Origin of the sequence: Pedobacter alluvionis (genome assembly GCF_003664035.1) — a bacterium.
Lineage (GTDB): Bacteria > Bacteroidota > Bacteroidia > Sphingobacteriales > Sphingobacteriaceae > Pedobacter > Pedobacter alluvionis.
In genome coordinates this window covers 213047-235552 of record NZ_RCCK01000014.1, presented here as the reverse complement: position 1 = coordinate 235552, position 22506 = coordinate 213047, and the positions used below count along the sequence as shown (strand labels likewise).

The 22506-nt window shown below is 39.1% G+C and carries 16 protein-coding genes; 7 read left to right on the top strand and 9 right to left on the bottom strand.

Annotation, left to right across the window (positions count from 1 at the left end; genetic code table 11):
• Positions 1-5: 5 nt before the first annotated feature.
• The 4 genes from BCL90_RS20510 to BCL90_RS20490 form a co-directional block, all read right to left on the bottom strand.
• The gene (locus BCL90_RS20510; protein ID WP_121286709.1) at positions 6-416 is read right to left on the bottom strand and encodes a type II toxin-antitoxin system VapC family toxin; all 411 of its coding nucleotides are present in this window, start codon (positions 414-416) and stop codon (positions 6-8) included.
• Entirely contained in the window at positions 416-673 is a 258-nt protein-coding gene (locus BCL90_RS20505; protein ID WP_208647489.1) for a DUF2281 domain-containing protein, read from the bottom strand. The genes BCL90_RS20510 and BCL90_RS20505 overlap by 1 nt, the downstream gene beginning before the upstream one ends.
• 187 nt (positions 674-860) lie before the next feature.
• Complete coding sequence (gene smc / locus BCL90_RS20500) at positions 861-4400, bottom strand: chromosome segregation protein SMC (RefSeq protein ID WP_121286704.1); 3540 nt, start codon at positions 4398-4400, stop codon at positions 861-863.
• Positions 4401-4657: 257 nt separating this feature from the next.
• On the bottom strand, positions 4658-6961 hold the full coding sequence (locus BCL90_RS20490; protein ID WP_121287306.1) for an ATP-dependent helicase: 2304 nt from the start codon (positions 6959-6961) through the stop codon (positions 4658-4660).
• Between the two features lie 468 nt (positions 6962-7429).
• Between BCL90_RS20490 and BCL90_RS20485 the strand changes: the two genes are divergently transcribed.
• On the top strand, positions 7430-7753 hold the full coding sequence (locus BCL90_RS20485) for a DUF493 family protein (protein ID WP_121286699.1): 324 nt from the start codon (positions 7430-7432) through the stop codon (positions 7751-7753).
• Between the two features lie 351 nt (positions 7754-8104).
• Here BCL90_RS20485 and BCL90_RS20480 read toward each other — a convergent pair whose 3' ends face one another.
• The gene (locus BCL90_RS20480) at positions 8105-8458 is read right to left on the bottom strand and encodes a winged helix-turn-helix transcriptional regulator (RefSeq protein WP_121286696.1); all 354 of its coding nucleotides are present in this window, start codon (positions 8456-8458) and stop codon (positions 8105-8107) included.
• Between the two features lie 81 nt (positions 8459-8539).
• Between BCL90_RS20480 and BCL90_RS20475 the strand changes: the two genes are divergently transcribed.
• Positions 8540-9424, top strand: a complete 885-nt coding sequence (locus tag BCL90_RS20475; RefSeq protein WP_121286694.1) for an NmrA family NAD(P)-binding protein — start codon at positions 8540-8542, stop codon at positions 9422-9424.
• Positions 9425-9470: 46 nt separating this feature from the next.
• Here BCL90_RS20475 and BCL90_RS20470 read toward each other — a convergent pair whose 3' ends face one another.
• From BCL90_RS20470 to BCL90_RS20460, 3 genes are read right to left on the bottom strand one after another with little or no spacing between them, the layout of a single operon-like run.
• A complete protein-coding gene (locus tag BCL90_RS20470) occupies positions 9471-10976 on the bottom strand; it encodes a PH domain-containing protein (protein ID WP_166792245.1) in 1506 nt (501 codons plus the stop codon).
• Entirely contained in the window at positions 10969-11523 is a 555-nt protein-coding gene (locus tag BCL90_RS20465) for a PH domain-containing protein (protein WP_121286688.1), read from the bottom strand. Before BCL90_RS20465 ends, BCL90_RS20470 begins: the two co-directional genes overlap by 8 nt.
• Positions 11524-11578: 55 nt before the next feature.
• Complete coding sequence (locus BCL90_RS20460; RefSeq protein ID WP_121286685.1) at positions 11579-12556, bottom strand: SGNH/GDSL hydrolase family protein; 978 nt, start codon at positions 12554-12556, stop codon at positions 11579-11581.
• Between the two features lie 289 nt (positions 12557-12845).
• Between BCL90_RS20460 and BCL90_RS20455 the strand changes: the two genes are divergently transcribed.
• Positions 12846-14216, top strand: a complete 1371-nt coding sequence (locus BCL90_RS20455) for a dipeptidase (protein ID WP_057933422.1) — start codon at positions 12846-12848, stop codon at positions 14214-14216.
• Positions 14217-15434: 1218 nt separating this feature from the next.
• The gene (locus BCL90_RS20450) at positions 15435-16415 is read left to right on the top strand and encodes a glycoside hydrolase family 43 protein (RefSeq protein WP_121286683.1); all 981 of its coding nucleotides are present in this window, start codon (positions 15435-15437) and stop codon (positions 16413-16415) included.
• A 20-nt stretch (positions 16416-16435) separates the two neighbouring features.
• On the opposite strand, the gene BCL90_RS20445 is transcribed toward BCL90_RS20450, so the two are convergent.
• On the bottom strand, positions 16436-17683 hold the full coding sequence (locus tag BCL90_RS20445; RefSeq protein WP_121286680.1) for an MFS transporter: 1248 nt from the start codon (positions 17681-17683) through the stop codon (positions 16436-16438).
• A 1867-nt stretch (positions 17684-19550) separates the two neighbouring features.
• Between BCL90_RS20445 and BCL90_RS20440 the strand changes: the two genes are divergently transcribed.
• From BCL90_RS20440 to BCL90_RS20430, 3 genes are all read left to right on the top strand, one after another.
• Positions 19551-20369 (top strand): hypothetical protein, encoded by an 819-nt coding sequence (locus BCL90_RS20440; RefSeq protein ID WP_121286677.1) that lies wholly within the window; start codon positions 19551-19553, stop codon positions 20367-20369.
• Positions 20370-20483: 114 nt separating this feature from the next.
• The gene (locus BCL90_RS20435; protein ID WP_121286674.1) at positions 20484-20771 is read left to right on the top strand and encodes a DUF3892 domain-containing protein; all 288 of its coding nucleotides are present in this window, start codon (positions 20484-20486) and stop codon (positions 20769-20771) included.
• A 120-nt stretch (positions 20772-20891) separates the two neighbouring features.
• Positions 20892-22475 (top strand): type I restriction-modification system subunit M, encoded by a 1584-nt coding sequence (locus tag BCL90_RS20430; RefSeq protein WP_121286671.1) that lies wholly within the window; start codon positions 20892-20894, stop codon positions 22473-22475.
• The last annotated feature ends 31 nt before the right edge of the window (positions 22476-22506 follow it).

Below are 22506 nucleotides of genomic sequence, written 5' to 3'. Positions count from 1 at the left end.
ATGAATTACTGCCAAAGCAATTTTAAAATATTTGGATAAAGCTTGAATTTTTCATCAGCAGATAATAAAGTAGCATTTTGTTGTATAGCTGAAGAAATTAATAGCCGATCGAATGGATCTCTGTGTTCATTCAACAATGGAATGCTATAATAATTGAAAATTGCAGAATTTTCTATGACTAAAAAACTGAAGCCATCTAATAGCGCTTGATTATGAATATCTTCTACAGATACACTGAAGTTAGGAAGTTTGCCGAGGGACTGTTTTATTGAGATTTCAAACAAACTAATTTGACTGAAATAAACAACGTTTTCTGTATTTTGAAGAATATCAAGTATCTTTTTAGGGATCTTTGGATTATTTTCCTGAAACCATATTAAACAATGGGTATCTAAAAGATAATGATTAGATGCCATTACATATATTCCTTAAAATCATCTAAAGGTTCGTTAAAATCATCAGGGATTGATATTTTACCTTTAAACGCACCAGGAATCCTTTTAGCAAGAAGTGGCTTATCTTCTGTTAAAAAAGTAACTATAACTTCCGTTTTGGTCTGTACAGGCGCTTTTTCTTTCAGCGTTATTTTTCCTTTTTCATAATATCCTTTAACTGTAGCTAACATATCTTTTATTGTTATTAACAAATATACATTTTTCGTTACGCTATTCAAACGCTGTTTGCTTTACTGTATTGCGTTTCTAAACCTGATGGGAACGGCAGCCCGAGCTTTTCGCGAGGCTATAGTGTACAGCAGGACTGATGACTGCCAAAGGCTGTTGCTTTCATTTTCGAATTGGGAAAAAATGTAAATAAAAGATTGCTTCGTCGTATCTCCTCGCAATGACGGAAAAGTTGAACTAGGCTGCCACTTCTCTTAAATCTACGGCAACCACCCTCGAAACGCCCTGCTCTACCATCGTTACCCCATAAATAATATCGGTACTGGCAATGGTACGTTTGTTATGTGATACGATGATAAACTGCGATTGATCGGAGAATTTGCGGATAATATTGTTGAATTTATCAATGTTGGTATCATCCAAAGGCGCATCAACCTCATCGAAAATACAGAAGGGTGCTGGTTTTAACAGGTAAAGTGAAAACAACAGGGCCGTAGCTGTTAACGTTTTTTCCCCACCAGATAACTGGTTGATCGATAAAGGTCTTTTTCCTTTCGGACGGGCAATAATATCAATATCGGCCTCTAAAGGATTATTGATATCTGATAAAATCAGGTCGCAACTATCTTCTTCGTTAAATAAAGAGCGGAAAACCACGATAAAATGTTCGCGGGCCTGAGTAAAAGCCTGCATAAATTTATCTTTAGCCGTATCATCGATTTCTTTTATGGTTTGTAAAAGATCGGCTTTGGCGGCGTTGAGGTCTTTTTTCTGATTCTGGATAAAAGTATAACGCTCTTCCATTTCTTTAAAAGCTTCCATGGCCATGGGGTTTATCGCGCCAAATTCATCCAACTGGCGCTTCATTTTTTCTACTTTCTGGCGCAGTTCGAATTCGCTTTCCAGCGCTTCAATTTCAGTCTCGGTTTCTAAAAGGTCGTTAATGTCGATATTAAACTCGACAGCTAAACGTTCTTTTAATGCATTTAAGTCGATTTTTAACGCATTTTTCTTATCCTTGATTTCGGTTAATAAGAAATCGGTTTCTTCGCGGTTTTTGCGGATGTTCGTCAGGTTGTTTTCTACCTCGTTAATGCTTCCTTTACTTGAAAAATATGCCTGCTCGGCTTCAGCAAGGCCTTTTTCCATTTCCTCTCGCTGTTGATACATTTCTAAAAGGGTATCATCATTCAGATCGGTATGTTGTAAGGTTGCCGTAATTTGGATCAATGCCTCCTGTAGTTCTTTGTCGTTTTGGGCAATGCGCTTATTTAAAGCCTCTTCCTGTACAAAACGGTAATCTAAATCCTTTTCTAAACCTGATAGTTTATTCTGTTGTTGGTGAAAACGGATATTATCCTGGTTGTATTTGCCCGCGCTTTCGTTTACCTGATCGGCAATTTCCTGATAATTAAGTTGTTGCTCCTGTAAATTACGATGTGCTTCTTGCTGGTCTTTTTGCAATTGAACCAATGCGGGTAACTTCTCCGACAAGGCTTTTTCTATCGATACGATCTTTTGCGCGATATCCGTTTTGCGGTTTTCGCTGGTGGTGATAAACTCCTGGTACTGATCGCGGCGGGTCTGCACAGAAATGTGTTCGTTGTTTAAACGGTTCATTTCCTGTTGTAAAGCGTTTATCTGATTGATTTTTGAAGCCTCTTTCAGGTTAAATATGTTGTCTGTTTCGGCTTTTATGGCTGTATTATACTGATTAATCAGTGATTCGGAAGCTTTAATTTCTTTAGCCAGATTTTCTAAATTCTTCGCACGACCAATCCTTTTTCCTTCAAACAAACCTACTGAACCACCCGCCAAAGTGAATCTTGTTTGCGCATATTTTCCATTTTTGGCTAAAATGGTTAAACTCTCGGTTGGTGTGGCTTTAAATAAATTTTCTTGCTCAGCTATTGCGATGTATACATTTTGTAAAAGCAGGTTGCAGAGGTGCTGGTATTTTTTGTCAACTTCGATTACAGATAAAGCCGAAACCAATCCTTCGTGAGTACTAATAACAGGATTTTTATCAGGAACATTTTCCAATATGAAAAAGTTAGCTCGCCCACGGCTGGCATCGGTTAAAAGATTAATGGCCTGAACGGCATCTGCATACTGGTCAACAACATAGTGGTTCATTACCGGTTCGAGGTAATTTTCTATCGCAATACGGTAATCTTCATTACAGAATAAAATATCAGATAGGAGCAGGGCACTTTTAGCAAAGGCATTGTTTTTTTTTAAAAAGCGGATCGACTCCGGAAAGCCCTCTAAACTGTCAACCAGAGATTTCGTCAGGTTGTATTCGTTCTGTTTGGCATCTTTTTTACGGTTTTCGGTCGTAAGTTTTTCTTTGTTCAAACTGAGGTTAATTTCGGATGCAGCCAGTTTTTCTTTTAACAGTTCTTCAGCTTCCGTTAGGTTTTTAATATTGGCCTGCTTTTCCCTTACCTGGATATCAAGTTCAGCTAATGCATGATCGAAAGCCTTTAATTCTAATGTTTTGGTTTCGGTATCATCAACATTCCGGTTGGTTTCCTGTACCAGGGCATCTTTCTGAATATTCAGGATATCAATTTCTTTTTGCGATTGGTATACCTGGTTTTGCAGGTCGTTAACCGATTTGATCAGGTTGTCAGTCCTGTTTTTCTCGGTCTGCTGTTGCTCCCGCAAAGTATCAAGCGTAGATTTTAGTAGCTTTAAATCAGATTCCAGTCGGTTAAAAACCTCGGTTTCTGTTAAAACTTCTTCATTTAAACGTTTGATGTTGTATTTAATGTGGTTAACCTGGTTTTTATCTTTCTCCAGCTCGCCCGATAAACGTGTTTCCTTTTCCTGTAAAAAGCGCATCTGCTCGTTCTTTACTTTTTTCTCGCTTTCGTAAGCGCGGATTTTAGAAACAACCTCATTTGTGGCCTTTTGTTGTACAGAAAGATTTTTTTCCTGGTTAATACTGCCTAGTTTAAGTTTTTGCAGTTCGGCTTCACCCGTATCTATTTTGGCGCTGAGTTCGGTACGGTTTACCAACTGATTTTGCTCCTGAGTTTCCAAAGCATTTAAGTCGGTGCGGAAGAAGGCAATACGGTGTGTAGCCAACTGAACACTCAGTTCACGGTATTGCTCTTTTAGTTTATAATAACGTTCTGCTTTACGAGCCTGATTTTCTAAAGTTTTAAGGTTTTTTTCAATCTCGAAAAGTAAATCCTCCACCCGTTCTAAATCGGCTTCTGTGTCTTTTAATTTGCTGAAAGTCTGTTTTTTGCGTAATTTGTATTTCGAAATACCCGATGCTTCTTCAAACAAGGAGCGACGGCTATGTTCTTTATTGGTAATAATTTCATCAACCATTTTAAGCTCAATAATAGAATAACTATCAGAGCCAATCCCGGTATCCAGAAAGAGGTCGGTAATATCTTTTAACCTGCATTGAACATCGTTTAGGCGGTATTCACTGTCGCCATTTCTGTAGAGTTTACGGGTTACTGTAACCTGCGAATAAGCTGTAGGAAGAATGTTCCTGGTATTATCAAAGCTTAAGGAAACCTCAGCGAGCTGTGCCTGTTTACGGTTTTTTGTTCCGTTGAAAATGATGTTCTCCATCTTTTCCGAACGCAAGGCTTTGGTGCTTTGTTCACCTAAAACCCAACGCATGGCATCAATTACATTAGATTTTCCGCAACCATTCGGACCAACAATAGCCGTAACTCCCTCATTAAAATTGATGGTCACTTTATCGCCAAAGCTCTTAAAACCTTTAATTTCTAACCTGGTAAGTTGCATGGTTTGTAATCGGGAGAACCGAATCAATAATAAGGATAATTTTGTGGTTTTTCAACTTTTTATCCATGGTGTTTTTAACCGCAAAGAGCGCAGAGATAAAAGCGCAGAGAGCCCTGAGTTAGACATAATTTTCATTAGCACTCGTCATGCTGAACTTGATTCAGCATCTATTAAAGATCCTGAAACAAGTTCAGGATGACGAATCTCCTTTGATTTTCGTACCTCTGCGTTTCTGTAGCTAAATGGAAATCTGCGTTTTACTTCACAATCATCAGTTTTGCAAACTTAAGCAGCAACTGTTTATTACCTAAGCCCTGGAAAAATACTGTTGCCTTAACATCAGGTAATGTACCCTCCAGACTGATAATTTTTCCGAAACCGAATTTTTCGTGCTCCACTTCCATACCACCCTGAAACTCGTGTGGTTGTGATGGGGTAAAACCAGGTGTTGGTATGTGTGCCTTTGCCAATAATGATGTTGTTTTCGGGCGGACAGGAGGGGCAGAAGTAGTAGCACCGGCCGCTGGTTTGGGTTTGCTGATAAAGTCGCGTGGTTGTGAAGTCCAGGATTTCCTATCATCATCAAAATTTCCGTCGAAAGTAGTTGATTTAGCTGGTTTAACGTCCAATTCTAAAAATTTCGGACTAATTTCGTTTATGAAACGGCTTGGTTCGCAGTTGGTTAAAGTTCCCCAGCGGTAGCGGGAAGTGGCATAAGTGAGTGTCAGTTTTACTTCGGCACGGGTAATGGCCACGTAGAATAAACGGCGTTCCTCTTCCAGATCAGTGCGGTTGGTTAACGACATTTGCGATGGAAACAGATTTTCTTCCAATCCAACAATAAACACGTTTTTAAACTCCAATCCTTTAGCTGAGTGAATCGTCATTAAAGAAACCGTATCCTTATTTTTATCACCATCTTTATCATCGTTGGTTAAAAGGGCAACATCCTGCATAAAAATATCAAGGCCTTTTTCTTCAATGTCTTCGCGTTCTGCAAACTCCTTAATACCATTTAATAATTCCTGAATGTTTTCGTATCTCGCACGTCCTTCCACACTATCATCAGTGTATAATTCTTTTAAAATACCTGCATGTTGAGCAATAAACAAAGCGGTATCATAGGCATCCAGCTTTTTCGCTTCTGCCTGGAAGCTTTGCACCATCATGGAAAAATCGTTCAGTTGATTGGCTAAACGCCCATCAACATATTCGTGTGCATTAGAAATTACATCCCACATGGTTTTTCCATGCTGATCTGCCGCAACAATAATTTTATCAATAGAAGTGTCGCCAATACCACGTTTAGGGTAATTGATTACACGTTTTATCGCCTCTTCATCCTTCGGATTAAAAGTTAAACGGAAATAAGCAATTAAATCTTTAATCTCTTTGCGTTGGTAAAAAGACTGACCGCCATAGATCCGGTAAGGAATATTTAGTTTGCGTAAACCTTCCTCCATCGCCCTGCTTTGTGCATTGGTACGGTATAAAATGGCGAAATCGCTGTGTTGATATCCTTTTGTACTGCGCTCCTGAATAATGGCTTCGGCAACCAATTTACCTTCTTCGTTATCGGTAAACGCACGCGAAACTTTAATTCTATCTCCTTCTGCATTTTCAGAAAATACATTCTTTTCGAGCTGATTTTTGTTGTTGGCAATAATACTGCTTGCAGCATCAACAATATTTTGGGTAGAACGATAATTCTGTTCTAATTTATAAACCTTTAAATCAGGATAATCGCGTTCGAAATTTAGAATATTCTGGATGTTTGCACCACGGAAAGCATAAATACTCTGTGCATCATCACCCACTACACAAATGTTTTGATATGCAGCAGCCAGTTTTTTCACAATGGTATACTGCGAAAAGTTGGTATCCTGGTACTCATCCACCATCAGGTATCTGAATTTCTGCTGGTATTTATTTAAAACATCCGGGTGTTCTTTTAATAAAATGTTGGTTTTGAACAACAAATCATCAAAATCCATTGCACCAGCTCTGAAACAGCGTTTAGCATAGGTTTCGTAAATCTGGCCAATTAATGGGCGTTTATTCTGGATATCTTCAGCCTGTATCTGGTCGTTTGCCTGGTATTCGCCCCAGGAAATTAAATTATTTTTAGCTGATGAAATTCTGTTAAAAACAAAGTTTGCTGCATATAATTTATCATCCAGCTGCATTTCTTTCAAAATAGCACGGATTACACTTTTACTATCGTCGGTATCGTAAATGGTGAAGTTGCTTGGATAACCGATTTTCTCGGCCTCCACACGTAAAATTTTCGCAAAAACAGAGTGAAAAGTACCCATCCAGATGTTCTTTGCCTCTGCACCAACCACTTTACTAATACGCTCGCGCATATCTTTACTCGCTTTGTTGGTAAAGGTTAAAACCAGAATATTAAATGGATCGGTACCGGTTTGAATAAGATGGGCTACACGAAAGGTAATTACCCTGGTTTTGCCCGAACCTGCACCTGCAACAATCATTACCGGTCCTTTTGTGTTCTCTACTGCTGCTCTCTGTTGTGGGTTTAATCCTGCTAAATAATCCAAATCGGCTCCTGTTTTTTTGAGGTTCAAAAATAACAATTCCTGTCGCTTTTTGCCAAAGTTGTTAGTAATTAGTTTAAAACCTAAAGTCATATTTTATCGTTCGTCATTCTGAACCCGTTTTATTAGCTGTTCTTGTTGTTTTTGAGGTCTAATAGCTACTTCGTGGCCAGAATCTATCATGCCATTAAATTTGGATATGAAGTCCCCTTTAGGGGATTTAGGGGTAAAGCCAAACCTGTATTTCATTGGGTTGTGTAGCCCTTTTCTTTGCTCATACGCCTGCAGGCCTTACGCACCAGGCCGGTATCCGCTTCGCCAAGGTTTATTTAAATTGAGTTTGTACTACTATTGAGGTTTTAAAATCAACCGCTTTCACGCAAAATGGCGGGATTTTGAGTTAAATAAATGCAGGATGCTGTCAGAATTACACACTGATGTTTTAGGTATAGAATTTGATATAACCTGATAATGGAAGAGAAAAAAATAAATAAGAATATTGAGCTTACTGATATCCCAGATGGGACAAATGGTGATATTTATGCTAATTTAAAAGAGAAGCTAGAAAGTGTTGAGCAGTTTCCGGGTGTTTACAATTTTAAATTTATCATTACAGGCGGTTTAGATAAAATACAGGATTTACGTGCCATTTTACCCAATGATGAGTTTATTGAGCAAGCATCAAAAACCGGTAAATATGTTTCGATTACGGTAAAAAAGACCATGCAAAATGCTGATGAAGTGATTGCTGTTTATAAGCAAGCCGCAAACATCAAGGGGATTATGATACTGTAGACTATCCCGCACATTTAAAATGATTTCTTTTGGTTTTTAGAAAAGCCAGATCCGTATTTCATTTTTGAGATTGCACTATGCACCTACGCTGTTCGTAAACCTGATGGTAGCGGCAGCCCCGAAGCATGAGGGCTACAGCGAACAGCAGGGCTGTAATATCCGATGAAAAACCATCCTTTCATTTCCAATCAATAAAAGACATTATATCGCCTAATAATCAACTACAGATAAAGCCATCATGCTAAACTTGTTTCATGATCTACCCCGTATTGGCTTATATGTACCTTATGTGTCTTAAATGGTAAATGAGCCAAAGTTTTACTCAAACTCTTATTTTGTATATAATAAAGGTTAAACAGAACCATTTTTAACGGCCCAATCTACCATCGAGTCTAACACCTGAAAAAGATCCTGTCCCGATTTGGTAAGGCTATACGTAACTACAGGCGGTATAACGGCTTGTGCATCCCGATGAACAAGGTCATCATTTTGCAATTGCTTTAAGTGTTGTATCAGCATTTTCTCTGTAATCTCTGGTATAGCACGTTTTAACTCACTGTAACGTTTTGGTCCGCTCATTAAATGAAAAATAATAATCGGCTTCCAATAACCTCCAATTTTTTCCATTACAAAAGTAACAGGGCAGCTGGTTAGTGCCATGCCTTTATTAAAATTACGGGTCGAACTTTCTTTAACAGCTGTCATAGTTACATACTTTGGAGTAAGTACTTGTATAAAAGTAAGTACAAATATAGCTTTGTATTCAATATTTAAAAACAAAAAATCATGAAAATAACATTAACAGGATCAATAGGAAACATTACAAAGCCGCTAGCCGAAATATTGGTAGCCAAAGGCCATGAAGTGAAAGTGATTAGCAGTAACGCTGACAGGGCAGAAGAAATTAAATCGCTTGGCGCAATACCCTTAATTGGTAATGTGAGCGATACTAAATTTTTAACAAATGCATTTACCGGTGCTGATGCCATTTACACGATGGTTCCACCAGATTTTACAGCACCAAAATTCAGGGAATATATTAAAAGTATCGGCGAAAATTATGCTGCTGCCATAAAAGAATCAGGGGTTAAAAAAGTAGTGAATTTAAGTAGTGTAGGTGCAGATTTGCCTGATGGAACTGGCCCGATTGCCGGATTACATGATGTAGAAAATATTTTTTCCGAATTAAATGGGGTAGATGTAAAACATTTGCGTGCCGGTTATTTCTATATCAACTTTTTAGCCAACGTCGATATGGTTAAACATGCCCACATATTGGGATCTAATTTCGGTGCTGATGCCAAACTTGTTTTGGTGCATCCCCGTAATATTGCAGCGGTAGCCGCCGAAGTATTGGAAAGCAATTTTAAAGGCAAAACTGTACAATATGTAGCCAGTGATGATGAAAGTACGCCGGCTGATGTTGCAAAAGCATTAGGCACTGCCGTAGGTAAGCCAGAATTACCTTGGATTGAATTTAGCGATGAAGATGCATTTAACGGAATGGTAGGCGCAGGTTTGCCTGAAGAAATAGCCAAAAACTATGTAGAAATGGGCGATGCGATCAGAAGCAAAAAACTTTTTGTAGATTATTATAAAAACAGACCCGTTTTAGGTAACATTAAGCTTGAAGATTTTGCCAGAGATTTTGCTGCAGCATATCATGGCTAATTAAAGGATAACAGTTGTTCGGTTTAGCGGCCGGACAACTGTTTGGCTACATCCAATTCTCATTTTTATGCTCTAACTGATATAACCAATAATTTACGAGCTGCTTAATTTCGGTATAATTGCCATATTTGAAGTGAATCTGACCTGCAGCGGTATGTAAAGTAAGGTGGCCAACATCCACTCCTTTATGCCAGGGGTATTGAAAAGTAGTAATTGCCTGAATCTTATTTGGCACTACAATTTCATCAGAAATATCCCAAATTCCGCTGGTTTTGATGATGAAATCCTGACTTACTGAAATCCGGTGCCGGCGGTAGCTGATATAAATCATGAGCACACCTGCAACGAAGTATGCAATTGCGATACCAATAAAAGGTTTCACCTCCGGGATATTAAAAGCCAGGATCAAAAAGATTGAAACGGGTAGAATCAGTTTGAAGAAAACTGGCAGGTTTAAAAAACGCCAGTCTGGAACAAAGGTTTTTCGCTTTAATGGCGCCTTACCTAATATCATTTTTAACAATTCATCTCTCTCGATGGGATTGCATCCCGGAATTTCTAAGGTGTTTCCCTGCATTTCATGTCCTTTTTTACTTTCACCAAAATGAGCCTGCTTTAAACTCATATTCAGCATATTCATCTTTTTCTGGAAGTAATTCTGGCTGTATTTGGTAATCTGGACTTTATTAGGGCTAATCAGCGTGTTTTTCTTTGCAATCAGCCCTGATGAGAGCAAAAGTGTATTGTTATGCTCGCTAATTTCGAGCTCGAAATACTTATAAAAGGTTCTAACCAGGTTAATAATTAACAATACAATCAAAAGGCATGCAATTAAGATAAAAACCGTAACAATGGTCAGCATTCCAGTTACCATATTCTGAATTTCATCTCTGTTGATCTTAAAGGCATCCAGCAATTGCCGGCCTTCATAAATAACCGTGTAAAAAAAAGCGGCAAGTAAAGCTAAACTTTGTCCGTAATTAGAAGTTAAACCAACTTTAAATAGGGTAAAGCCACTGATCCTTAAAAATGGTGTTTCTTCAGTCAGATCATTTTCATGTATCGCTTCCGGTTGCACTCCATCCACAGCCTTTCTGTTCAGTAGATGCGCCTGAAGGTTGTAAGCAGCAGTTTCATCAATGGCTTTTATACTTACTTCTTCTCCATGCGCACCAGCAGTGTCGATTTTTAATCCATAAACGCCGATAATTTTCTGCAGAATATTCTGGTTAATGTTAACCTGCTGTATTTTATCGAGCTGAATAATGACCTGATCGCGATTGAAGATTCCCTTATTCACCACAAACTCCTGCTTTTCTTTATCCAGAAAGAACGTGAATTTTAAATACCACAAATAAGCAAATATAAAACTGAATATGATTATCGCCGAAATGCCTGATATCAGGTAGGTAAAAGAGGTGCCCGACATCTTTACGAAAGCAATAATGAATAAGAAAAAACTCGCCTTACCAATTTTTAGCATGGTATGAGCACCCATTACGATGATACCAAAAGCCGATTCGCGCTGCGGTTTACTAAAATCGTTATTCATTGGCATTCAATTCTGTTGTTGGATTTTCAGGCAGTTCTAGTTTTTTCAAAAGAAGATCCCTAATACGCCTGGCATCATCAATGGCAATGCCCGAAATATGGATATGCCCCGTTTGACCACCTGCGGTAAATAGCTGCAATGATCCCAGTTTGTATATTCTGGAAAAAATCCCTTCATTTAATTCAATATGCTGAATCCTGTTTAAAGGAACAATAGTTGTAGATTCGGCAATAACTCCACTTTTATATATTACGTCATGCGTACGGATAGCATAGCCCCGTTTCTTAAAACTAATGCGAAAGAGTAGAAAGAAGATGGCTAACAAAGCTAAATAAACTGGAATCATCCATTTTGAATTTGGTCTTATTTCATCAACAAAGAATAGAAGAATACCAATAGTTATTCCAAGCAGGCCAAAAAAGATCAATAAGTTAATACAAATGATTTTCCAATAATGGGGATGTGGCTGGCTTAATTGAATATCTTCATATTTTGGAAGAAGATCGAGATCAATAACTTCATTAGTGAAAGAGGTCTCTGTGGTCATAGCTAAAGGTATAAAACATATTCATCTATAAATAGACTAATGTTTAAATCTTTTGTTACCTCGCTACAATAAACTTTTTTGCAGAATTATATTGACCGGAATCGGAAGAAATTTTGAAGAAATAAATGCCGGGAACAAAGGTAGAGGTGTTGACTTCTAAGGTGTGTTTTCCTATGTTCAGGTATTCGTTCACTACTGTTTTAACCAACCGGCCCATTAAATCGTAAACCTGGATGTTAATTTTATCCGTTTCCGGCAAAACGATATCAATAAATGTTTGCATGGCGGCAGGATTCGGGTAATTCTGAGTAACGGTAAACTTCAGGAAGTTATCAAAAATTGCTTTATTTATAGCATCGAAAATAACGTAGCTCACCAACCTGTAACCGCGTGCATTTGGATGGAAGGGATCCTGATAAAGTGAAAAATCGCGTCTCATGGCCGCATTTACATCAGCTAAATATAATTTATACTCAGCAGCTAATTTTCTGTAAGCTGTATTCAGGTTCCTGATGTTGGTATTTACCGCAACATAACTTTTAATGTTTCTGTCATCAACAAACTGGAGCGTACATAAAATTGGGACTAATTTCTGTTTAAGGCTTGTAGTAATCAAAACCCGCATGTTGGCAACCGTTTCAGCTATACTTCCTTTGCCAGCATTCATTGCGACAGCATCATTAATGCCCATATTAATTACAATAAAACCTGTTCTGTTGGCTATTGCCTTATCAATTCTGAGTAAACCCTGAAAAGTAGTCTGTCCACCAATGCCATGATTGGTTATATCCACGATTTTGTTCGTATAACAATTTGTAAAATTGTTCTTAAGCATGGTTTGAAAACCAAAACCGTTAACGCCTTCAACTGTGCTGGCTCCAAAAGTTACAATATTTATACTGTCTTTCGAATAATATTGGGCTGCTTCCGGGCAACTTACGCGATTAGGGGGAGGTGTTCCCTGAGCGAAAGAAGAAATGCGGACAACGAAAAGCAGCAGCAGAGATAAAAATACTTTTGCGCTAAACTTCATTGTTAAAATTCTTTCGTACAGGATTTAAGGACATCGTTTAATGGCGCAATTTACAAAAAAGTAAACATAAAAAATACCGTACTATTCTTTTTTACAAACATTAAATTATTTTTTGTAGCTCTTAAAAGACGTTTTTTACGTTTTAAAACAACACAAAGGTTTTGAGTTTAGAATAATTAAACACAGTAACCATGTATAAGCAAAGTTTTATGCTTAACAAGGTGATAATTTAATCGTTTACTGCGCCTTTTATCTGGTAAAGCCTATATTTGTCCAAATTCATTTTGTTATGCAAGAGATTAAAAATTATGTAGAAACGCACAAACAACGTTTTTTAGATGAGTTGTTTGAGTTATTGCGTTTTCCATCGGTTAGTGCTGATCCGAAATACAAAGGCGATGTTTTAAAAACAGCTGATTATGTTGCCCAGAAATTAAAAGACGCAGGTGCAGATCAGGTGGAAATTTGCCCAACTGCAGGATATCCCATTGTTTATGGTGAAAAAATTATAGATGCTTCTTTACCAACGGTTTTAATATACGGTCATTACGATGTTCAGCCAGCAGATCCCTTAGAACTTTGGCATACACCACCTTTTGAGCCTACGGTACGCGATGGCAAAATTTACGCCCGTGGTGCCTGTGATGATAAAGGACAATTTTATATGCACGTAAAAGCTTTCGAACTGATGATGCAAACCAATACTTTGGCTTGTAATGTTAAATTCATGATTGAAGGTGAAGAGGAAGTAGGGTCTGCTAATCTTGGTATTTTTGTAAATGCAAATACCGAGCGTTTAAAAGCCGATGTAGTTTTGATTTCTGATACTTCGATGATTAGTATGGAACATCCATCAATTGAAACTGGCTTACGTGGTTTAGCTTATATGGAAGTTGAAGTAGTTGGTCCGAACCGCGATTTACACTCTGGAGTTTACGGCGGGGCAGTGGCTAATCCGGCAACTATTCTTTGTAAAATGATTGCTTCATTACACGACGAAAATAACCACATCACTATCCCTGCTTTTTATGATAAAGTGCTCGAATTAACAGATGAGGAGAAAAAAGCATTAAATTCTGCACCTTACGATGAAGCAGAATACAAAAAGGATTTAGATATAGAAGAAGTTTGGGGGGAGAAAGGTTATTCGACCCTGGAGCGTACAGGTACCCGCCCAACTTTAGAAGTAAACGGAATTTGGAGTGGTTATATTGGAGAGGGTGCAAAAACAGTTTTGCCTAGTAAAGCCAATGCAAAAATTTCTATGCGTTTGGTTCCACACCAAAGCTCAGAAGAAATTGCTGAGATTTTTACCAAACATTTCGAAAGTATAGCACCTAAAAATGTTAAGGTTAAAGTTACGCCTCACCACGGTGGCGAACCTGTAGTAACCCCAACTGATAGTATTGCATACCAGGCAGCCGAAAAAGCGATTGAAGATAGTTTTGGTAAAAAAGCTATTCCAACACGCGGTGGTGGCAGTATTCCTATCGTGGCCTTGTTTGAAGATGTACTGGGCATTAAATCGGTGCTTTTTGGCTTCGGTTTAGATAGCGATGCATTGCACTCTCCAAATGAGAAATATGATATTTACAATTATTATAAAGGAATAGAAACTTTGCCGTTATTCCATAAATATTTTGCAGAATTGAGTAAATAAGCAACAGATCGTCATTTCGAGCGGAGTGCAACGCAGTCGAGAAATCTATTTTCAGCAGATCTCTCCATTTCGCCAAACTTTAGTCGAGGTGACGATTTTTTTGAAAACGATCATTCTGTTTTTCATAGGTACTTTCGTCCCGCCATCGCTTATAGTCCTCATTTCGCTGTGCTCCATTCCGGGCTATTTAGCTCTGTCGGGTTTATTTAACTGCGGTTCGTTCTTCGAAGCAAAGCCTTGTTCCTGCATCCGCTATAAAAACTTTAAATGGTACTACCAGCTTAGCCACTTAAACCTGACCGTAGTGTAAAACCCGCAGGCCGAAGCATGAGGGTGAGGATTTGCAACGAAGGGCAGGGCAGGTTTAACCGAAATGCTGGAGGTTTTGCTTTCCAAAACAACTCAATAAATTTCATTTTTATGGTTAGTTTGAGCGTAGTCGTATCTCAGTCTGAGCGGAGTCGAAGACCATCCTTGCCTAATTTATTAAAAGGGTGTTTTTTTTGAAAATGAGCGGTCTGTGTTTCATCGGTGCTTTCGTCCCACCATCCGCTTAAATTTTTCACACTACTGTCATGCTGAGGCACGAAGCATCTTTTTCATCGCTTGCAGATGCTTCGTGCCTCAGCATGACAGCTCAGTTTGGCGGTAGTGCAACAAAGGTATTTTCGCTATTGTAGGGTTTATTTAACAGTGGCCTGTTTTCCAGAGCATAGCTGTTCCAGCCATGGCATTAATTATGCATCTTACAGCTCCAGATAGTACGGTTTACCTTGCCACCTAAACCTGACCGTAGTGAAAAACCCGCAGGCCGAAGCATGAGGGCGAGGATTTGGAACGAAGGGCAGGGCTGCTTTGACCCAACTACTACAAGTTTTGCTTTCCAAAACAACTCAATAAATTTAATTTTTTGTCATTCTTGGGGGTAATTTATTGTATAAAATCAATATAAATGAAAGCATTAATCTAAGAATAAAAATCCTTCCAGTTGCCGTCATTTCAAGCGGAGTGCAACGCAGTCGAGAACCATGCAGTGCTCAGCGAAGCTAAATCTAACTAAATAGATCTCTCTCCCGACTTAACGTCGGGACTGCGCTACAGTCGAGATGACGACCATTGTATTGGTGTCCTGTCAATGGTAGCGGAGTCGAAGACCTTTCTGATCGTTAAACTGCGCTGTTAATTTTTAAAACACAGATTTTTTTCTAAATTGCTGCCATGAAATATCTATTCTCATCTCTTTTACTTTTATCCGGGCTCACTTCTTTTGCTCAGAATACTAAAACGATTAATCAGTCTGGAAATCCAATATTTCAGGGTTGGTATGCAGACCCTGATGCGGCTATTTTTAACAATAAGTACTGGGTTTATCCAACCTATTCTGCCAGATACAAAGAGCAGGTATTTTTGGATGCCTTTTCGTCTGACGATTTGGTGAAATGGAAAAAACACCCGCATATTTTAGATACTGCTGCTGTAAAATGGGCCAACAAAGCGATATGGGCACCAGCCATTGTTCAAAAAGACAAGAGATACTATTTGTTTTTCGGTGCTAACGATATTCAAAGCGATAAAGAAATTGGCGGGATAGGGGTAGCCGTTGCCGATAAACCAGAAGGCCCGTATAAAGACCACCTCGGAAAACCTTTGGTAGATAAATTTCATAACGGTGCGCAACCGATAGATCAGTTTGTGTTTAAGGATAAAGATGGCCAGTATTATTTAATTTATGGTGGCTGGAAACACTGTAATATTGCTAAATTGAATAAAGATTTTACAGGCTTTTTACCTTTCGAAGATGGTACCACTTTTAAAGAAATAACCCCCGATAATTATGTAGAAGGCCCATATATGTTCATCAGGAATGGTAAATATTATTTTATGTGGAGCGAAGGCGGCTGGACTGGTCCAGACTATTCAGTAGCTTATGCCGTTGGCGATTCACCTTTCGGTCCGTTTAAAAGGGTAGGTAAAATATTAAAGCAAGATGCTGCAATTGCAACCGGTGCAGGCCATCATTCCGTAATTATCAACGAGAAAAAAGGAGCCTATTATATTGTATATCACCGCAGGCCTTTAACCGAAACCGATGGCAATCATCGTGTTACCTGCATTGATGAAATGAAATTTGATGCAGATGGTATGATTTTACCTGTAAAAATTACCAACGAAGGTGTAAAAGCACAGAAAGTAAAATAAACACTGTTCGGCTGGAGATTTTATTCAATTTCCAGCTGAGCTTCAGTTTTTTGTAAAACAGTTTTTGCCTGTCTTTTATCAAGTGTATTAAACCCCCAGGCACATAATAAAAGCATGCAGGCCAATCCGAACCAGAGCCAGTTGTAACCAAAATTTTTGGCAACAAAAAAGCCAAACAAAGGTCCGATAACCTGGGCGCATGACCAACTTAAAGTATAGCCGGCCGCATATAGCCCTCTGTTATGTTCATTACTTCTGCTAATTACAATTGTATTAATGAATGGTAGTGAAAACATTTCTCCACCGGTGAATATGATTATGACAACAACTGCTGCAACCAGATGATAGCTAAGCGGAGCACTCAGCAAGATATATGATATCGAAAATAATACGGCACCAATGATAATGAAAAACATCGGCGATCTTTTGGCTTCTATTTTATTAATCATAATCATCTCAAACAAGGCGATAACCGACCCGTTAATACCGATAATGATGCCAATAGCAAATTCATTGATGTGCCATTGCTCTTTAAAAAATACCGGTACAACCCTGAACATCAGGAAAGCGCAGGTGATAAAAACAGTGGTTAGCAAAATAAATTTCACGTAAAAAATATCTTTCCAGGGTTTCATAATAACCATGTTGATAGCATTTTCTTTTGCCTTCTGGATAAAACCCTTCACCTGTGGCAAAAACAATAAAATTAAAATGCCAACAATAATACTTACACCACCTTCAACAATAAATAGAAGCCGGTAATTAAATGATGCTATAATCCCCGCTAAGCTAATCCCGACCGACCAGCCGATATTTACAGCCAGCCTGTTGAGCGAATAGGAGCGGGTAATGGTTCCTTCCTTTGCGTAATGGGCCACCGCTGTAAAATTTGCAGGCCTAAAAGCTTCTGAAAAAAAGCTGATGACAACTGCCAAAACGCAAAGTGTAGAGAAATGTGTAATGGTTGAGAAAAAGATGAAAAACAGTCCGCCGATAATTGATGATAAAATTTGTACCGGCCTGAAACCAATCATATCGGTCAGTTTTCCTCCTGTTGCAGAACCCAGAATTGAACCTACGCCAAATAAGGTAATGATTAAACCAGCGTCCATTTCTGAGCGATGTAAACTTTGGGTAACGTACAAGCCCATAAAAGGAACAGCCATGCTCCCACATCTGTTAAACATCATTACAATGCTCAAAAGCCAGGTTTCCTTGCTTAATCCGCTGAATGATGTTTTATAAGTGTTGAAAATAAGTTTGAACATGGTGTATTTAGATGCCGTAAAAATATTAAAAGCCAGGTATTAATTCATCATCTGAATTCAATATCCGCTATCCAACTGAAAAAAGTGGTAGGTTGAAAGGAGGTGTAATACGATCGTCATCCGATAGCTATCGGATCCCGTGCAGGCGGGAACCACGAAGTGCTCAGCGAAGCTAATCTTAAAGCGGTCGCTATTCTTGCCCTTTCGCTCGGGCTTGCCTCGGCTCGCCACCGAAGGGCTCTTACCTTTTTCTTGATAAAAAGGTAACCAAAAATCAAGGCTTGCATCCTTTCTTGTAAAAACCTACGGAAATCTTGATTGCGGCAGCATCGAGGCTCTTAGCCTTGCTTATTCCTACCGCTCCCGCTTTGATCCTGCCTTGGGTTGTGAGGTAATGATAGGAAGTGCAAAGATTTCCGTGCTTTTTCCGGCGAAAATCTGCCAGGCCGGATAGCATGGAGCAGATAGCATAGTGCAGCGGATTTATCGCGTTATTTCAATCGCGATCAATTCATCCCCCCTTGTATTTTCCTTCGGTTTTTGTCATCCTGAGCGTAGTCGAAGGATCTTTCCATCATTTCCTAGGCCGGATAGCATGGAGCAGGGGAATATTACGCGTAATTTTTATTTCGATCAATCCGTCATTGCGATGAGGCTTTTTCAGCCGAGGAAGCAATCTTACTACTACGGGTAATCTGCGATTTATACCACAATCACTGTGTTGTTCTGTCATCCTGAGGTACGAAGGATCTGTAAGTGCTTCGCACTTGTTTGTGTTTACTCACTACCTAAAAAGTTTGCCCTTCGCTCAGTCTTGCCTCGGTTCGTCGCCACTGAGAGGCTCTTTCTTTTTTCAGTTGTGTATATGTTTTTTATAGGCCTTCAAGCTTGCTTCGCAGGTTGGCTTGGCCCAAAAGAAACAAAAACCCAAGGCTTGCATCGTTTTTTATCTGATAATGTTGTTTTTATAGGTATAAAAGATTGCTGCGCAATTCCTTGTAAAAACCTACGAAAATCTTGATTGCGGCAGCATCGAGGCTTTTACCCTTGCTTATCCCATCGCTCCCGCTTTGATCCTGCCTTAGGCTGTGGGTTTATGAGGGGGAACTGCAAAGATTTCCGTGCTTTTTCCGGCGGAAATCTGCCAGGCCGTATAGCGAGGTGCAGATCGCATGATGTATAGACAGGCATCAGTAGATTTATTCCTCTGAAACTATGAGGGGGCACGCTGGATCGTCATCTCAACCGTAGCGGAGAGATCTTTGAACTTTCTAATACGGTCGTCTTTCCCGCGCATGCGGGAATCTTAAAGCACTCGCTATCTGCCAGGCCGTATAGCGAGGTGCAGATCGCATGATGTATAGACAGGCATCCGTAAATTTATTCCTATGAAACTATGAGGGGCACGCTGGATCGTCATCTCGACCGTAGTGGAGAGATCTTTGGACTTCTAATACGGTCGCTATTACCGCACAGGCGGGAACCATAAGACCTGAGCTCCTAAATATTCGCGAGTTTTGTAAGCTAATCTCCATGCCCTAATACCGACATCGCTGTGGACCAAAATAACCCTAAAATAGGTTTCTCTTTACCTTTTATTTACCTCATGTTAACCCGCCAACCGAAAGCGATGCAAGCCTTTGATAACGCTCATCTTCAACATGGCTCTGTTTCAACTAAAGCAAGCCCGAAGCAGTGGGCAAGTTAGTGTACAGCAGGGCACAAGCAAGCCTGGCCGGAAGGTGGCTTAAACGTGGGGTAAATGTGGCGTAAAGGTGGGCTTTGGAATATTTTTTTTTGGGATTTTTAAATCAGATTGATTAAATTGAGTGATCATCCCTTTTGTTTAACCTAATATACTAAAATTATGGCTAGCCAGAATGGAATTATTAAAATTAATGGACAACTGGGCGATCTTGTGTTTTACAAACGCGGAAATACGGATGTTGTCAGACAAAAAGCTGTCCACAAACAGCAAACCGAAGCGAGCAAAAAAAGCAGTCGCGATTTTGGCACGGCCAGCAGAAATGCCGCCTACATCCGGAAAGCATTTGCACCGCTGGTGAAGCTTTATGATTATGGCGATCTCCTGAACCGCCTGAACAAACGTTTTATCGAAATTTTTAAAACCATCCCGGCTGAACAGGCAGGAAATAAAAAATTGATTGATGGTGACATCCCTTTGCTTAAGGGGTTCGAATTTAACAGCAGCAAAGCCCTGGAAAAGTTGTGGCTTCGCGAAACGGTTTTGTGCATAGAACCCGATGGATTAGTAAAACTTATTCTGCCTGAGTGCAAACTTAAATCTCTCCTGAAACCGCATCCTAAGGCTACCGAAGCACGTTTGCAGGTGATGGGCTTTCATTTCGAACTGGATGATCAGGGCGGCTACGAAATTATTGAAGTAAATGACCTGGTGATACCTTTAAGCAACAGCCTTTTTTCGAAAACAGCCTTAGCCTTACACCTGGATCACAATGGCGATAAAGCTTTAATCTTCGCCATGGGCATTTCATTTTTTACCGGTACGGCCCGCTTTGCCGACCGGCGTTATTATGCCTGTAAAATTATTCACGCCCTGCATGTAAAGGATGGGGTAATCGTCAATTTTGTGGCGCAACCTAAAGTGGAAAAGGAGGTAACGGAGCAAGTGGATAAGTTAAGCTGGGCGGTAGAGGAAGGTTGAGTTGGAAGTCTGAATCACACATTTAAGCCATTCTTTTTATGTTTACGGTTAACCGTATAAAATTGTGTATCGCATTAAATAGGTTTGGTACAATTAAATTTAAAACCAAATCTTATGGCAATTAAAATCACATGCATCAACAAAGACAATGGGAATCATGAAAACCCAAATTTGGCTATTACCCATCTAGGATGGATAAATGACGCCGATAACTCAAAAGGAAAAAATACAAGACTGGAAATTTACAATTGGATAAAGAATGATGGCGGTTATGGCTATGTAGAGAAAAATGGTAACAAAGTAAAAGTAATTACCGCTGAAACGGCTTCAGGAACAAAGTATTTAAAAACTGAAGCTGACAGCACTACAATTAATAATTTGCTTTCTCTGCCTGAGTGCTAGTGTTAATGATTTTTCGGACGGGATGTCTGGAAAATCATTAATTATAAATCTCAATTCATTACATTGAGGAATAAAAACTTTTGATAGTTTTACACCCCACTAACCCTCATACCAATAACCATGTCTGAAGATCAGAAAAAGCAATTAGAACAACAACTTTGGAATATTGCCAACACTTTGCGTGGCAAAATGAATGCGGATGAATTTCGGGATTATATTTTGGGATTTATTTTCTATAAATACCTGAGCGAAAAAATGGAGCTATTTGCTAATGATATTTTAGCACAAGATAAAATTTCGTTTAGTAGCATAAAGAGTGGTAACACAAAGAATGATGAAATTCTTGAAGCCATAAAAGAAGCCTCACTTGAAAAATTAGGATACTTTTTAAAACCACAAGAGTTATTTTCGGCAGTAGCATTAAGAGGTAATAATAGCGATGATAAAGCAACTAGCGATCAAACGAGCACTAACTTCATTCTTGGTGATTTACAAAAAATCCTGACCAATATCCAGTTAAGTACTATGGGAACCGAAAGTGAAGAAGATTTTGATAATCTTTTTGAGGATATGGACTTAAACAGTACGAAGCTGGGTAAAACGCCGGATGCGAGGAACGATATTATTGCCAAAGTTTTAGCGCATCTAGATAAAATTGATTTTAAGCTTAAGAATTCCGAATTAGATGTTTTAGGTGATGCTTATGAATACTTAATTGGCCAATTTGCCAGTGGAGCAGGGAAGAAGGCTGGCGAATTTTATACTCCTCAGGAAGTTTCCAAGATCTTAGCAAAACTGGTTACCACTGGTAAGCATAAGCTAAAATCTGTATATGATCCAACTTGTGGCTCCGGATCTCTATTGTTGCGGGTAGCCAGAGAGGTAAAAGATGTAGGTGATTTTTACGGACAGGAGATGAACCGAACTACTTATAACCTGGCTCGTATGAATATGATTTTGCATGGTATCCATTACCGCAAATTTGATATTAAACAAGAAGATACCTTAGAACGCCCTCAGCATGGTAGTCAAACTTTTGAAGCTATTGTGGCTAATCCGCCATTTTCTGCCCAATGGAGTGCAAATCCATTGCACCTAAGCGATGACCGTTTTAGTCAGTATGGGAAATTGGCGCCAGGTAGCAAAGCTGATTTTGCTTTTGTGCAACACATGATTTATCATCTGGCAGAAAATGGCATTATGGCTATTGTTTTGCCTCATGGGGTTTTGTTTAGGGGCGGAGCCGAACTTCACATTCGTAAATATTTAATTGAACAAAAAAACTATTTAGATGCTGTAATTGGTTTGCCAGCAAATATTTTCTATGGTACCAGCATACCTACCTGTATTTTGGTGTTTAAAAAATGTAAGGAAAACCCGGAAGATGTTTTATTTATTGATGCCAGTAAAGGTTTTGAGAAAGTAAAAACGCAAAATATTTTACGAGAAGAGCATATAGACCAGATTGTAGAAACCTACCGAAATAGAACGGTAACTGAAAAATACAGCTACCGGGCGCCATTACAAGAAATTGCTGACAACGATTATAACCTGAACATTCCTCGCTATGTAGACACTTTTGAAGAAGAGGAAGAAATAGATATCCAGGCAGTGATGCAGGAGATTAGGGAACTGGAAGCCAAAAGAGCCGAACTCGATAAGGAGATTGAAGTTTATTTTAAAGAACTAGGGCTAGTTTTTTAATTATTTAAATCCTTAATGTTAGCAATAGTTT

What these genes read in the sequence shown, in the direction of transcription:
- BCL90_RS20510 (WP_121286709.1), bottom strand. Translation starts at nt 416, where the DNA reads ATGGCATCTAATCATTATCTTTTAGATACCCATTGTTTAATATGGTTT.
- smc (WP_121286704.1), bottom strand. Translation starts at nt 4,400, where the DNA reads ATGCAACTTACCAGGTTAGAAATTAAAGGTTTTAAGAGCTTTGGCGAT.
- BCL90_RS20485 (WP_121286699.1), top strand. Translation starts at nt 7,430, where the DNA reads ATGGAAGAGAAAAAAATAAATAAGAATATTGAGCTTACTGATATCCCA.
- BCL90_RS20480 (WP_121286696.1), bottom strand. Translation starts at nt 8,458, where the DNA reads ATGACAGCTGTTAAAGAAAGTTCGACCCGTAATTTTAATAAAGGCATG.
- BCL90_RS20475 (WP_121286694.1), top strand. Translation starts at nt 8,540, where the DNA reads ATGAAAATAACATTAACAGGATCAATAGGAAACATTACAAAGCCGCTA.
- BCL90_RS20470 (WP_166792245.1), bottom strand. Translation starts at nt 10,976, where the DNA reads ATGAATAACGATTTTAGTAAACCGCAGCGCGAATCGGCTTTTGGTATC.
- BCL90_RS20465 (WP_121286688.1), bottom strand. Translation starts at nt 11,523, where the DNA reads ATGACCACAGAGACCTCTTTCACTAATGAAGTTATTGATCTCGATCTT.
- BCL90_RS20460 (WP_121286685.1), bottom strand. Translation starts at nt 12,556, where the DNA reads ATGAAGTTTAGCGCAAAAGTATTTTTATCTCTGCTGCTGCTTTTCGTT.
- BCL90_RS20455 (WP_057933422.1), top strand. Translation starts at nt 12,846, where the DNA reads ATGCAAGAGATTAAAAATTATGTAGAAACGCACAAACAACGTTTTTTA.
- BCL90_RS20450 (WP_121286683.1), top strand. Translation starts at nt 15,435, where the DNA reads ATGAAATATCTATTCTCATCTCTTTTACTTTTATCCGGGCTCACTTCT.
- BCL90_RS20445 (WP_121286680.1), bottom strand. Translation starts at nt 17,683, where the DNA reads ATGTTCAAACTTATTTTCAACACTTATAAAACATCATTCAGCGGATTA.
- BCL90_RS20440 (WP_121286677.1), top strand. Translation starts at nt 19,551, where the DNA reads ATGGCTAGCCAGAATGGAATTATTAAAATTAATGGACAACTGGGCGAT.
- BCL90_RS20435 (WP_121286674.1), top strand. Translation starts at nt 20,484, where the DNA reads ATGGCAATTAAAATCACATGCATCAACAAAGACAATGGGAATCATGAA.
- BCL90_RS20430 (WP_121286671.1), top strand. Translation starts at nt 20,892, where the DNA reads ATGTCTGAAGATCAGAAAAAGCAATTAGAACAACAACTTTGGAATATT.